This is a genomic window from Caballeronia sp. LZ034LL (assembly GCF_031451215.1).
Classification (GTDB): domain Bacteria; phylum Pseudomonadota; class Gammaproteobacteria; order Burkholderiales; family Burkholderiaceae; genus Caballeronia.
The window spans coordinates 211011-223588 of sequence record NZ_JARUXR010000002.1 but is presented as its reverse complement, the minus strand read 5'-3'; the positions used below and the strand labels follow the sequence as shown (position 1 = coordinate 223588).

Here is a 12578-nt window from a genome sequence, read left to right as displayed (position 1 = left end):
GACGCGTGCTCAAGGAAACGATTTTTCGTGTCGAGGTGCAGTTCGGCGATTGCGATCCCGCGGGGATCGTGTTCTTCCCGAACTTTTCGCGCTGGATGGATGCCGCATCGCACGATTACTTCATGCAATGCGGTCTGCCGCCGTGGCGGAATCTGGACGCATTGCCCGGTTGCGTGGGGACGCCGCTGCTGGAAATCCACAGCCGCTTTCATGCGTCGGCTACGTATGGCGAGACGCTCGCGATTCATACGTCCACCGAGGAATGGCGCAACAAGGTCTTCATCCAGGCGCATCGCATCCTGCGGGGCGACACGCTGATCTGCGAGTTTCGTGCGACGCGCGCACTGTGCATCAAGCAGGCGGATGGCACGCTCAAGGCGGTCGCGATACCGGAGTTCATCCGGGCGGCATGTGAGTGAGGACGTGGTCACGCGCTGATGCCTGCATCGCGCCCGGACGGGCGAGAGCTTCTTCACACAAGCGACCAGGCGTGCGCGTTTTGGTCTGTCGCGCGCTCCAGCGAAACCGCGGGGAATCTTTCAAAGAAGCACTAGACCTTTCGGATTCCAGCTTCTATAAAGCTATTTGCAAGCCTTGTCCGGAAGGCACCTGAATAGAACAACACCTCGCCCGTGTCCGCACCGTGCAAGTTGCCAATCCTTACTTGCGGAGGTGACTCATGGTCCGCTCCAGCATGTCAACGCATCGCCTTGCCTGCTCCCTGTTCGTCCTGATTGCCGCTGCATCGGCGGCCTCTGCCGCCCGGGCGCAGACGCTCCCCAAGCAAGGCAACATCGAAGCCACTTACACGGCCGCCGGCACGGATGTCAGGAACATCGGCATCAGCGGCGATGACGCGGTGTATCTCTTCGAATCCACGCTTCTGATGACGAACAATACCCGCTCGCCCTTGATGCAGAACGTCACTGCGCGTTGCGTCGAAACCGGCTTCAGCGCCGGCAAGGCAACCGGTTTCTGCGTGTATGCGGACAAGGACGGCGACAAGTTTGTCGAGACCTTTAGCTACCAGGGCGGCTCGACCAACGGCAAGGGCACGCTCGTGTTCGGCACGGGCAAGTACAAGGGCATAGAAGGCCAGTTCGACTGGCAGCAAGTCCTCGCCTTGCCCTCCGACAAAGGCACGTACAACTACGTCGGCAAGAAGACCGGAAGCTATCGCATTCCTTGAGCGAGGCGGTCCTCGCCGGCTTCGGAGCCGGTGCGGTGTCCGCTCGTGCATCACGCCGTGACGTCGCTTACAGCAAGCATGCAAGCTCTGCGTCCCGCAGCAGCCTGAAGCAACTTGCCGCAACTTGCGCTACCCTCGCGTTCTGACGCCCGGGACCCTGCCCGGCAACCAGACAAGGGACGCCTGCACACGATGACTCAGCGTGACACCATGAAAATCGCCCTGATCGGCCCGGGGGCGATCGGCACCACCGTCGCCGCCGCGTTGCATGAGACCGGCCGCACGCCCACCCTGTGCGGCCGCACCGCGCTTCCGCAACTGGAGTTGCGCTTCGAAGACGAGCGCATCATCGTGCCGGGACCGGTGCGGACCCGTCCGCAAGAGATCACGGACACTTACGACCTGGTATTCGTCGCCGTCAAGTCGACGCAGATCGATGCCGCAGCGCCCTGGCTCTCCGTCCTGTGCAATGACAGGACCGTGGTCTGCGTGCTGCAGAACGGCGTCGAACAGAAGCAGCTCTTTGCGCCGTATCTGTCGGGCAATCCGGTGCTGCCTTCGGTCGTCTGGTTTCCCGCGCAACGCGAACCGGACGCCTCGGTATGGCTGCGCCGCGAAGCGCGTCTCACCTTGCCGGACCTGCCCGAAAGCCGCCTCGTGATCGACGCGATGCACGGCACGCGCTGCCGCGCCGACATCGCCGAGGACTTCGCCTCCGTTGCATGGCGCAAGCTGTTGCTGAATGCAGTCGCGGGCCTGATGGTGCTGAGCGGCCGCCGCGCCGGCATGTTTGCCCGTGACGACATCGCCGCTCTGGCGCTCGCCTATGCGAAGGAATGTCTTGCAGTAGCGCGCGCCGAAGGCGCGACGCTGGGCGATGAAGTGGCGCAGGAAATCGTCGATGGCTTTCGCCGCTCGCCGGCCGACCTGGGCACGTCGATCCTCGCCGACCGGCAAGCGGGCCGCCCGCTCGAATGGGATTGCCGCAACGGTGTGGTGCAGCGCCGTGGCCGCGCGCACGGCATTGCGACACCGATCAGCGATTTTGTGGTGCCGCTGCTGGCTGCGGCCAGCGACGGGCCGGGTTGAGCGCGATGCTCAACGTGAGTGCGGCCGCTGCGCGCCCCGCAACTGCCGCGCATCCTTGGGCGCGAAGCCATAGAAGTCGCGGAACGAGGTCGTGAAGCTGGTCGGATGCTGATAACCGACCGCCGCCGCCACCTCCCCCACGGACTGCCGTTCGTCGACCAGCAGACGCAGCGCTTCCTGCATCCGCCGCCGCAGGCTGTAGTCGAACACGGTCACGCCATGCAGGAACTTGAAGCCGCGCTTCAGCTTGGACGAGTTCGTGCCCACGGCGCGCGCCAGATCGGGAATCGTCATGGTGCGCTTGAGGTCCGCGTCGATCATCGCGCGGGCGTGCTCCATCAGCATCAGGTCGCGGGACGAGAGGATCTCGTCGGGCGCATCGCTCTGCAAGCCGTCGATCCACACACCGACGCTCGCATACAGGATCTCGATGCATTTCGCCTCGACGAACAGCAGGTCGCGCGCTCCTCGGTGCGGACTCGTGAGCAGCCGCTCGATAGCCTGCACGGCGTCCAGCGTGAGACGCATCCGCCGGTGATACAGTTCATCGGGCTGCACAGCGGCCAGACGCGCGCGGATGACCTCGCCTTCGCCGCCCAGCGCGTCGAGCACGCGCCCGAAGCACGCAGGCGCGACATACAGCGCGAGCGCGCGGCGCGGGCCTTCGGGGCATGTGATCTGATAACGCAGCTCTTTGCCCTGGTAACAGATGACGAAGTTCGGCGCCTCGACCTGCACGTCATCGGCATCGTCCACGCCGACGCTCGCCGTCCCGGTCACGAGATAGTGGAATTCGATCAAGCCCTCGGGCGGCACGGGCTCAGTGCGCGCGTGCGCGTAGCAGCAATCGGACACCGCGACGTAAATCTCGTCGCGGATCGAGATCATCTTCCACGCGCCCTCTTCGCCGTCGCCGGGCACTTCGACGATCCGTCCGTACAGACCCAATGCCCGCGCTTCGACGCAACGCGGATCGTCGCGCAGACGCCGGTAGGCTTCGGTCAGCGGCGCGCCCGCGTGGGCGAGCGCGGTGCGAAACAAACCAGCGCGCCGTTCGTCACTGACGATCAGCGATGGCGCTTCTGCGGAAGCGCTGCTGGAAGTTGAAGCTCGATCCATGACTGCCACCGCGCGGCGCGGCTCCATCGTCGGAAACACTGCGTCCATTCTAGCGACGGCTTCCATCCCGCCAATATTCCGCTCTCAACCCAAGCCATATGCCTGCGCGGCGCACGCCTCGCTGACGTAGCCGAGCCGGACATCTTCCGCAACCTGTTCGCGGGAACGCTCGCGTACCGCGCCTATGCCCGCGCCGCCCGGCAGGTCCAGGCACAAGCGCCGTCCGCGCGGCACGGTTTGCAGGCCCATTGCGGCGAGCGGCGTGCCGTCATCGAGGGTCACGGCGCCCGGCGCACCTGAACCACCGCCGTCGCGGCCGCGCGCCGCATGCACGATGCGGTCGTACATGCCGAAGAACTGAAACGGCGCGCCATCGACCGATGCAATCTCCAGCCGTTGCCCGAGTCCGCCGCGCCAGCGACCCGGGCCGCCGCTGTCAGGCCGCAATTCCTTGCGCCAGATCACCACCGGATAGAGCGATTCGACGATCTCGCATGCAATCGCACGCACGCCGCTCGGGAACGCCGTGCCCGACATGCCGTCGTCGCCGGTACGCGCGCCTGCGCCGCCGCTGTTGAAGAACAGCGTTTCGAACGCGCGCGGCTGCTGCGCCGACGACGAATCAGGCAAGGCCTCGCCCGCCGCCATCCACGCCGCTGCGCCGCCGCGCAACTGCGCGCCCCAGACACACGACGCCCCTTCGGCAGGCACCCGCTCCGGCAGCACGCCGGCGAGCGCACCGAACACGACATCAGGAAGAAACTGTCCGATGATGTGGCGCGCGCACACCGGCCAGGGCCGCTGCACATTGAGGATCGAACCCTCGGGCGCGCTGATGTCGAGCGGTTCGAGCGAGCCGGCGTTGTTCGGGACTTCAGGCGCGACGGCGGCGCGCACGCCGAACGCCGCATACGCGCGCGTGTAGTTGAGCACCACGTTGATGCCGCGATGGCTCGCGGGCGAGGTTCCCGCGAAGTCCACGCTCACGCGGCCGTTCGCTACTTCGAGCGTGGCGGCGAGATCCACTGGCGTGTCGAAGCCGTCGATGCGCATCGCATACGGATAGCGCCCTTCCGGCAGCGCCGCGATGGCCTGCTGCATGGCGGCGCGCGAACGGTCGATGATGGCGTCGGACACACGCACCATGTCCTCTTCGCCGAACTCGTCGAGCATCGCGACGAGCCGCGCGCCGCTTGCCTCGTTCGCGCCGGCGTAAGAGAGGATGTCGCCTTCCACTTCATCCGGCGTGCGCACATTGGCGCGAATGATCTCGATCAGGTCCGCGTTGATCACGCCGGCGCGCACCAGCGGCAGGCGCGGAATGCACAAGCCCTCTTCGTACACCGAGCGCCCGTCCGGCCCCTGCCCGATCCCGCCGATATCCACCTGGTGACACGTGCATGCAAAAAACGCGATCACACGTTCGCCACGGAACACCGGCGACACCACGGTCACGTCGTGCAGATGCCCAGATGCAAGCCAGGGATCGTTGGTAATGAAGTGATCGCCGGAACGCATGCTCGCGAGCGGGAACACGTCGAGGAAATGGCCCACGGCGGCCGCCATCGAATTGACATGGCCGGGCGTGCCGGTGACGGCTTGCGCAACGAGCCGCGCGCGCGCATCGAAGACGCCTGCGGAGAGATCGCCTGCCTCGCGCACTGTTGGGCTGAACGCGGTGCGCATCAGGAGACGCGCCTGTTCCTCGACAACGGCAATCAGACGGTTCCAGATCATCTGCAGGCGGATCGGATCGAGCGGGGTCGATGCGTCGTGATGGTGATTTTGCATAATGTTTATTGCATGCAGGTTCTGGCAGTGCGGCGTTCGAGCAGCAGATGGCCTGCCGCATCGATACGGGCGACGAAATCGGGCGGCACGACGACCGTCGTTTCGCGATCGACGATCACGGCGGGACCGCTCACGGCAGCGCCCTTTGCCAGCGTGTCGCGGCGATGGAAGCGCGCCGCGACGTGAGCGCGCCTCGACTGGTCGAGCACGGTACGCTCCGTGCCTGCCGTGGTTTGCGTGGGTGTCTCGACGTCCTGGTCAGACTGCGCATGCGTCACCGCGGCTCGTTGCGGGGCGCTGACCCGGACACTCCAGCCAAGCGTTTCGATCGCCGCACGCGGCACGAGCCGTCCGAAGCGCGCGCGATAGACCTCTTCAAAGCGATCCCGCAACATGGCCACTGCATCGCTGGCGAGACGCGCGGCCGGCAGCGTGATCTGCAATTCATGACCTTGCCCGCGATAACGCATGAAGGCCGTCGCCTCCATGCTGCATGTCTCGCGCGACACCACGCGTCCGACGATAGCCGCCGCTTCGGTCTCGAGCGTATCGAGCAGCGTGTTCACCGCGTGCGGATCGAGTTGCGCGAGCGGCGCGAAGCGGCTGCGCACCGCATCGAACGCAACTGGCGCAAGCAGGAAGCCATGCGCCGAGCCGACGCCTGCACCCGCCGGAATCACAACGTGATCAATGCCGAGCTTGTCCGCAAGACGCGCCGCATGCAAGGGCGCGGAGCCGCCGAACGCAATCAGCGTGCGGCCCTCGACTGACTTGCCGAGTTCGATCGCATGTTCTCGCGCCGCGCAGGCCATCGCTTCGTCGGCCAGTTCCGCGACGGCATAGGCGGCGGCATCGGTATCGATCTGAAGCGGGACGGCGATGTCGGTATCGATCGCCTCGCGCGCGGCCTGCGCGTCCAGCGTCAGCGTGCCGGCCGCGAAGTACGCCGGATCCAGACGCCCGGCGCTCATGTGGGCGTCCGTGAGCGTGGCGCGCCGGCCACCGAGTCCGTAGCACGCGGGGCCGGGCGCCGACCCCGCGCTCGCCGGACCGACCTGCACGCGCCCGAGCGCGTCCACGCGGGCAATCGAACCGCCGCCCGCGCCGATCTCGCACAGTTCCACCACTGGAATCCGCAGCGGAATGCCGCTGCCCGGCTTGAAGCGATACAGACGCGCGACTTCGAGCGAGCGCGACATGTGCGGACGGCCGTCGTCGATGAAGCACAGCTTCGCCGTGGTCCCGCCGATATCCAGCGACAGCACCTTCGGCAAACCGAGCACCTCGCTGAGATGTGCAGCCAGCAGCGCCCCACCCGCCGGGCCCGATTCGAGCAGACGCACCGGCAGACGGCAGGCTGTATCGATGTCGCAGAGACTGCCATCGGAAGACATCAGCAGGAGCGGCGCGTCGATCGACAGCGCGTGCAAGGCATCGACGAGGCGCGTGAGATACGAGGCCATCAGCGGGCGCACATAGGCGTTGACCGCCGTGGTTGAGAAGCGCTCGAACTCGCGCACTTCCGGCGACACGTCCGACGACAGACTGATCGAGAGCCGCGGCATCCGCGCGGCAAGCCAGTGCGCCGCTGCAATCTCGTGGCGCGGATTGCGATAGCTGTGCATGAAGCCGATGGCGAGACTTTCGATCTCGCGGGCTTCGAGTTGCGCGGCGATGCCATCGAGTGCAGCGAGATCGAGCGGTTCGAGTTCGTCGCCTTGCGCGCTCAGACGCCCGCTGACGGTGAAGCGCAGATCGCGTGGAATCAGCGGCGCGGGTTGACGCACGCGCAGATCGTAGTGATCCGCGCGCGCCTCAAAGCCGGTCTCGATGACATCGCGGAAGCCTTCGGTGGTCAGCAATGCCGTGCGCGCGCCGCGCCTTTCGATCACGGCATTGGTAGCGAGCGTGGTGCCATGCACGATCGCGCCGAGCGTATCCGCCGCAACCCCGGTCTCGCGCAACAACTGCTGCACGCCTTCGAGCACTGCGTGCTCGGGCGCGTCGGGTGTAGTCAGGCGCTTGTGGGTGTGACGGAGATCGCCCGCCTCGAGCACGAAGTCGGTAAAAGTGCCGCCGATATCGATGCCCAGTCGCGGCTTCGACGCATGCGCGCCGGATGCAACGGTTGAGTTCATGAGCTATGGAGCAAGGTGACAGGCGCGCTTTGCACCTGGAACCTGAACGATACGGACATCGTGCGATGGCCGTATTCGATAGCGGAACTCTGTCCTTCGCTTTTGGTTCTCGTCAGCGGCGCCGCAGTGTTTCCGAAGGCGACTCGCCAAAAATGCGCGCATAGCCCACCGAAAAGCGGCCCAGATGAAAGAAGCCGCATTCCAGCGCGATATCCGCGACACGCACCTCCGACCCCGCCGCCAGCAACGCTTCGCGAGCGCGTTCCATGCGCGCTTCGCGGACGAACTGCATCGGGCTTAGGCCGCGACTCTGCCGGAAGCCATCGCGCAACGTGCGCGACGACACGCCGGCCGCGTCCGCGATGTCCTGCAATTGCAGCGCCTGCGCACAGTGGGCACGCACGAAGTCCATCGCTCGGCGCACATAGGCGGGCGCGCTCCCACTGCGCCGGGGCATGGCGGCCGACGCTTCGCGCTCCGTCGTACAAGCATGAGCGGAAGACAATAATTCGATCAGCAGGAACTCCATATGCGACGCAACCCGCTGATTCGTGCGCGCGCTTTCCAACAGTTCCGGCGAGCCGGTGAGCGTGCGCAACTGCTCCATCCATCCGCGCAGCGCGGGACTATCCAGCGAGACATGCGCCGGAATCGTGCGCGGTTCGTCGCCGAGCACGGAGGCGAAGCTCTGCGCGTCGATGCGCAGCACGAACTGCTCGCACTCGCTCGACAGGCGCGCCTCGAACGAATGACCCGGACGACACAGGATGCCGTTATTGCGATCCACCTGAAGCGTGACGTCGCGCGTGCGGGCATGGGCGCGGCCCGCGAGACAGAACATCAGGAGGTAGTAGCCGTCCACGGCTTCGACATCGACTTCCATCTCGGCGCCGAACGCAATGGTGCCCAGACCCAGCCCGCCGACCTTCACGAAGTCCATGTGCGCGGGGCCTTCGTGCGCGCCCCATGGACGCAGTGCATGCGGCTGCATCACGCGGGAGATGGACTCGCGCGTTTCATCGAGATTAGTCGACTCGAACAGGCGGTAATTGCGTAAAGCGCAGGGGCTGAAGTTCAGTGGCGACACGATGACGACTCCGTCAGCGAAAACTGCCGAATCTGGATAAACCGGCGCATGCCGCGTTTTTGGTGGATAGACCCGCCATTGTGGCTCTCCAAAAATCCCGCTGTACCGTCCGCGGACAGGACGACGCCCCACAACTGGAGAAATACACGATGGATACGGTCGAAACGCCACTTCGCCGCATGGAGCCGCTCGACGCAGACGCGGTCGTCTTTCCGCACGATGACGGATCGCGCGTGCCCTACAAGGTGTTCAGCTCGCAAGCCGTTTACGATCGCGAGCAGGAGCGCATTTATCGCGGGCCGACCTGGAATTTTCTCGGCCTCGAAGCCGAAGTGCCGAACGCGGGTGACTTCAAGAGCACGTTCGTCGGCGATACGCCAGTAGTTGTGACGCGCGCCGAGGACGGCTCGCTGGCCGCGTGGGTGAACCGCTGCGCGCACCGCGGCGCGTCGGTGTGCCGCAAGGCGCGCGGCAATGCGACCTCGCATACCTGCGTGTATCACCAATGGAGTTTCGACAACGCCGGCAACCTGCTCGGCGTGCCTTTCCGACGCGGCCAGAAAGGCATGAGCGGCATGCCCGCCGAGTTCGACCCGAAGCAGCACAGCCTGCGCAAACTGCGCGTGGACAGCTACAAGGGGCTTGTCTTCGCGACCTTCAGCGAGACGGTGGGACCGCTTCCCGAGTATCTCGGCAATGAGATGCGACCGTGGATCGACCGCATCTTTCACAAGCCGGTGGAATATCTTGGCTGCACGCGCCAGTACTCGAAGTCCAATTGGAAGCTCTACTTCGAGAACGTGAAGGACCCGTATCACGCGAGCATGCTGCATCTGTTCCACACGACGTTCAACATCTTCCGAGTGGGCATGAAGGCGCGCTCGATCCCGGATGCAACGCACGGCCTGCACAGCATCATCACCGTGACGAAGACGGGCGAGGATACGTCGGGCGCCTACAAGCAGCAGAACATCCGTTCCTTCGACGAGGGCTTTGCGCTCGAAGACGACTCCATCCTCGGCCTCGTCTCCGAATACGAGGAAGACACGACCAACCATATCCAGCCGATCTTTCCGCAGCTCGTCATCCAGCAGATCCACAACACGCTGGTCGCGCGTCAGCTGTTGCCGAAGGGACCCAACAACTTCGAGCTGATCTTCCATTTCTTCGGCTACGCGGACGACACGCCCGAGTTGCGCGCGCTGCGCATCAAGCAGGCGAATCTGGTGGGTCCGGCGGGATATATCTCGATGGAAGACACGGAAGCGACAGAACTCGTGCAGCGTGGCACCGTGCGCGATGGCGAAGCGACCTCGGTGATCGAGATGTCGCGCGCCAATCCCGACCAGCAGGACACGGTCATCACCGAAAGCCTGATCCGCAAGTTCTGGGTGGGTTATCAAAAGCTGATGGGTTATTGACTTACCGCGCACGAGAACCGAACTATGACCGACATGCAACTGTGGTTCGAGCTGAGCATGCTTCAGAACCAGTACATCAATACGCTCGACAACGATCGTCTCGAAGCGTGGCCCGCGCTGTTCACCGAAGACTGCGTGTATGAGATCGTGCCGAAGGAGAACGCCGACATGGGCTTGCCCATCGGGATTATTCATTGCACGAACCGGAAGATGCTGCGCGACCGCGTGGTGTCGCTGCGTCACGCGAACATTTTCGAGGAGCACAGCTACCGGCATATGACGTCGGGGCTTGCGGTGATCGCGGAGAAGGATGGCGTGATCGAGACGGAGAGCAATTACGTGGTCGTGCAGACGCGCACCAACGGCGAGTCCGACGTGTACCAGGCGGGCAAGTACTACGACCGTGTGGTGCGCACGCCGGATGGGCTGCGTTATCAACGGACGCGCGTCGTGTACGACACCTCGCGTGTGCAAACGCTGCTCGCTACGCCCATTTGAGGCGATCGTCCTGAATGCCCTCGTGGATGGCTGGCAGTATCTCGGCGCGCTCGATGACTTCACGGAAGGCGAGCCGATGGCCATTGTGGCGGGAGAGAAGCCTGTTGCGGTGTTTCGTCTCGGCGACGAATTGTTCGCGCTGCATGACCTGTGTACGCATGGCCATGCTCGTCTGTCGGATGGGTTCGTGGAGGACGGGTGTGTTGAATGTCCGTTGCATCAGGGGCTGTTCGATATTCGCACGGGGGCGCCGCGCTGTGCGCCGGTGACGGAAGCGGTGCGGGCGTATCCGATCCGCATCGTCGATGGCCAGGTGCAGATTCATGTCGAATGACACTTGCGTGATCGTTGGCGCGGGGCACGCAGGGCGCCGCGCGGCCGAGACCTTGCGTTTGCTGGATGCGGATGTGCGTATCGTGATGATCGGCGCCGAGGACGCGTTGCCGTATGACCGTCCGTTGCTGTCGAAGGACGCGTTGACAAACGCGGACGGCGAGGCGCGCGCCTTCATTCGCGATGCCGCGTGGTATGCGGCGCAGCGGATCGAGCTCAGGCTCGGCATGCGGGTCGATGCTATTGATCGGGCCGGGCGCCGGGTATTGCTGGCGGATGGCGCCGCGCTTGCCTATGACCGTCTGTTGATCGCGACGGGTTCGCGGGTGAGGGCGTTTCCCGGGCCGGTTGATGAAGGTGTCGTGTTGCACTATGTGCGTACCGTTGCGGATGCCCGCAGATTGCGCGCGGCGTTGCTGCCGGGAAAGCGTGTAGTGGTGCTGGGCGGTGGGTTCATCGGGCTCGAAGTGGCTGCTTCAGCACGCACGCGCGGGTGCGAGACTATGGTGATCGAAGCTGCGCCGCGTGTTCTGCATCGTTCGATGCCTGCGGAGATTGGTGAATATATGCAGGCGTTGCATCGGGCGCGTGGCGTGGATGTGCGCGTTGGAACCTCGGTCCTGGCTATTCGAAGGAATGGCGGCGGATATATCGTTGATACGCAGCATGGTCCGGTTGAAGCCGATGTCGTAGTGGTGGGCATTGGCGTCTTGCCGAATGTAGATCTGGCGCAAGAAGCGGGTCTTGAAACGGCAGATGGCGTTGTAGTTGATGCGCAATGCCGCACATTGGATCCGTTCGTCTTTGCGGCGGGTGAGGTGACGTCGCACTTTAATCCACTGTTGATGCGCCATGTTCGGGTGGAGTCGTGGCAAGTCGCCGAGAATCAGCCAGCGGTGGCGGCGGGCAATATGCTCGGGGGTAATTCTCCTTATGCGGAGATTCCCTGGCTTTGGTCGGATCAGTATGACTGCAACGTGCAGATGCTCGGGGTGTTGGATCATGCACACCGGCGTGTGCTGCGCGGGGACCTGACGACAGGTGCCTTCTCGCTCTTTGCTCTCGATGGTGAGTCTCGCCTTGCGGGTGCTGTGACTGTTAATGCGGGACGCGATATGGCGGTGTACAAGCGGCTTTTGAATAGCGGCAAGGCGCTTGATGCCGCGAAGCTCGCGGATAGCTCGGTGACGCTGCGGTCATTGCTTTAATGGGCCGCCTGCGCTTCTATGGACTTCCCGTATTCACGTCGGTGTATTAGCACTGCCCCTCCCCGGGGCGGGGTTCTTCGCTCTAAGCCTTCGCGTGGACGTTGTCTCTGCTTGCTTGCGCTTCGATGGACTTCCTGTGGTCGCGTCGGTGTATTAGCACTGCCCCTCCCCGGGGCGGGGGTAACTTTCTTTGCGGCTGCAAAGAAAGTCACCAAAGAAAGCAGCTTTCTTCCCGCCCAAGGACCACCAAGCGGCGCGACACAGAAACACCTCACTGGCTCGGCAGTAGAGAGTGCCCTCACAGGCCACACCGGGCTTGGATCGCGGACCCACTGTGCAACCGCGCCTTCAAACAAACTGGTACAGCCCCTCAAAGCTCCGGCGCAGCGCTTCGCGCCGCCGTCCGGTCATTCGGGTCTGCCGGTGCTTGTTTGCTGACTCATCCGTCTCGACTAACGCGTCCGTGTCACCGCGCAAACCTTCCGTTGGTTTCCCTTGCATACCCTTCGGCAGCGCGTAGCGCTGGGCCGGCGCTTTGAGGGGCTGCACCTGTTTGTTGAACGGCGCGTTGTGGCAGTGGGTCCGCGATCCAAGCCCGGTGTGGCCTGTGAGGGCACTCTCTACTGCCGAGCCAGTGAGGTGTTTCTGTGTCGCGCCGCTTGGTGGTCCTTGGGCGGGAAGAAAGCTGCTTTCTTTGGTGACTTT

12 protein-coding genes are annotated in these 12578 nt (G+C 64.2%); 7 read left to right on the top strand and 5 right to left on the bottom strand.

From position 1 onward, the window contains the following. The first annotated feature begins 5 nt into the window (after positions 1 to 5). The 3 genes from QCE83_RS15445 (at position 6) to QCE83_RS15435 (ending at position 2278) form a co-directional block, all read left to right on the top strand. The gene (locus QCE83_RS15445; protein WP_309812337.1) at positions 6 to 419 is read left to right on the top strand and encodes a thioesterase family protein; all 414 of its coding nucleotides are present in this window, start codon (positions 6 to 8) and stop codon (positions 417 to 419) included. A gap of 275 nt (positions 420 to 694) precedes the next feature. Then, positions 695 to 1189, top strand: coding sequence for a hypothetical protein (locus QCE83_RS15440; protein WP_309812335.1), 495 nt, complete (start codon positions 695 to 697; stop codon positions 1187 to 1189). A gap of 192 nt (positions 1190 to 1381) precedes the next feature. Further along, positions 1382 to 2278 carry an oxidoreductase gene (locus QCE83_RS15435; protein ID WP_309812333.1) on the top strand — a complete coding sequence of 299 codons (897 nt, stop codon included), beginning with the start codon at positions 1382 to 1384 and terminating at the stop codon, positions 2276 to 2278. A 9-nt stretch (positions 2279 to 2287) separates the two neighbouring features. On the opposite strand, the gene QCE83_RS15430 is transcribed toward QCE83_RS15435, so the two are convergent. The 4 genes from QCE83_RS15430 to andR form a co-directional block, all read right to left on the bottom strand. Further along, positions 2288 to 3445, bottom strand: coding sequence for an AraC family transcriptional regulator (locus QCE83_RS15430; protein WP_309812331.1), 1158 nt, complete (start codon positions 3443 to 3445; stop codon positions 2288 to 2290). Between the two features lie 36 nt (positions 3446 to 3481). Continuing rightward, a complete protein-coding gene (locus QCE83_RS15425; RefSeq protein WP_309812329.1) occupies positions 3482 to 5188 on the bottom strand; it encodes a hydantoinase B/oxoprolinase family protein in 1707 nt (568 codons plus the stop codon). A 5-nt stretch (positions 5189 to 5193) separates the two neighbouring features. Next, positions 5194 to 7326, bottom strand: coding sequence for a hydantoinase/oxoprolinase family protein (locus QCE83_RS15420; protein ID WP_309812327.1), 2133 nt, complete (start codon positions 7324 to 7326; stop codon positions 5194 to 5196). Between the two features lie 112 nt (positions 7327 to 7438). Beyond that, the gene (gene andR, locus QCE83_RS15415) at positions 7439 to 8413 is read right to left on the bottom strand and encodes an anthranilate 1,2-dioxygenase regulatory protein AndR (RefSeq protein WP_309812326.1); all 975 of its coding nucleotides are present in this window, start codon (positions 8411 to 8413) and stop codon (positions 7439 to 7441) included. 149 nt (positions 8414 to 8562) lie between these two features. On the opposite strand from andR, the gene andAc reads away from it, so the two are divergent. Genes andAc through andAa form a run of 4 tightly spaced genes read left to right on the top strand, consistent with a single transcriptional unit; the run spans position 8563 to position 11873 of the window. Further along, positions 8563 to 9834 (top strand): anthranilate 1,2-dioxygenase large subunit AndAc, encoded by a 1272-nt coding sequence (gene andAc / locus QCE83_RS15410; RefSeq protein ID WP_309812324.1) that lies wholly within the window; start codon positions 8563 to 8565, stop codon positions 9832 to 9834. Positions 9835 to 9858: 24 nt separating this feature from the next. Beyond that, a complete protein-coding gene (andAd, locus tag QCE83_RS15405; protein WP_309812322.1) occupies positions 9859 to 10332 on the top strand; it encodes an anthranilate 1,2-dioxygenase small subunit AndAd in 474 nt (157 codons plus the stop codon). A 10-nt stretch (positions 10333 to 10342) separates the two neighbouring features. Continuing rightward, positions 10343 to 10666 (top strand): anthranilate 1,2-dioxygenase ferredoxin subunit AndAb, encoded by a 324-nt coding sequence (andAb, locus tag QCE83_RS15400; protein WP_309815371.1) that lies wholly within the window; start codon positions 10343 to 10345, stop codon positions 10664 to 10666. Then, entirely contained in the window at positions 10656 to 11873 is a 1218-nt protein-coding gene (andAa, locus tag QCE83_RS15395) for an anthranilate 1,2-dioxygenase system ferredoxin--NAD(+) reductase (RefSeq protein ID WP_309812319.1), read from the top strand. The genes andAb and andAa overlap by 11 nt, the downstream gene beginning before the upstream one ends. A gap of 348 nt (positions 11874 to 12221) precedes the next feature. Here andAa and QCE83_RS15390 read toward each other — a convergent pair. Next, positions 12222 to 12578: hypothetical protein (locus QCE83_RS15390; protein WP_309812317.1), on the bottom strand; the 357-nt coding region annotated here is incomplete at its 5' end.

Coding starts and splice junctions, on each gene's coding strand:
- QCE83_RS15440 (WP_309812335.1), top strand. CDS start 695: ATGTCAACGCATCGCCTTGCCTGCTCCCTGTTCGTCCTGATTGCCGCT.
- QCE83_RS15435 (WP_309812333.1), top strand. CDS start 1,382: ATGACTCAGCGTGACACCATGAAAATCGCCCTGATCGGCCCGGGGGCG.
- QCE83_RS15430 (WP_309812331.1), bottom strand. CDS start 3,445: ATGGACGCAGTGTTTCCGACGATGGAGCCGCGCCGCGCGGTGGCAGTC.
- QCE83_RS15425 (WP_309812329.1), bottom strand. CDS start 5,188: ATGCAAAATCACCATCACGACGCATCGACCCCGCTCGATCCGATCCGC.
- QCE83_RS15420 (WP_309812327.1), bottom strand. CDS start 7,326: ATGAACTCAACCGTTGCATCCGGCGCGCATGCGTCGAAGCCGCGACTG.
- andAc (WP_309812324.1), top strand. CDS start 8,563: ATGGATACGGTCGAAACGCCACTTCGCCGCATGGAGCCGCTCGACGCA.
- andAd (WP_309812322.1), top strand. CDS start 9,859: ATGACCGACATGCAACTGTGGTTCGAGCTGAGCATGCTTCAGAACCAG.
- andAa (WP_309812319.1), top strand. CDS start 10,656: ATGTCGAATGACACTTGCGTGATCGTTGGCGCGGGGCACGCAGGGCGC.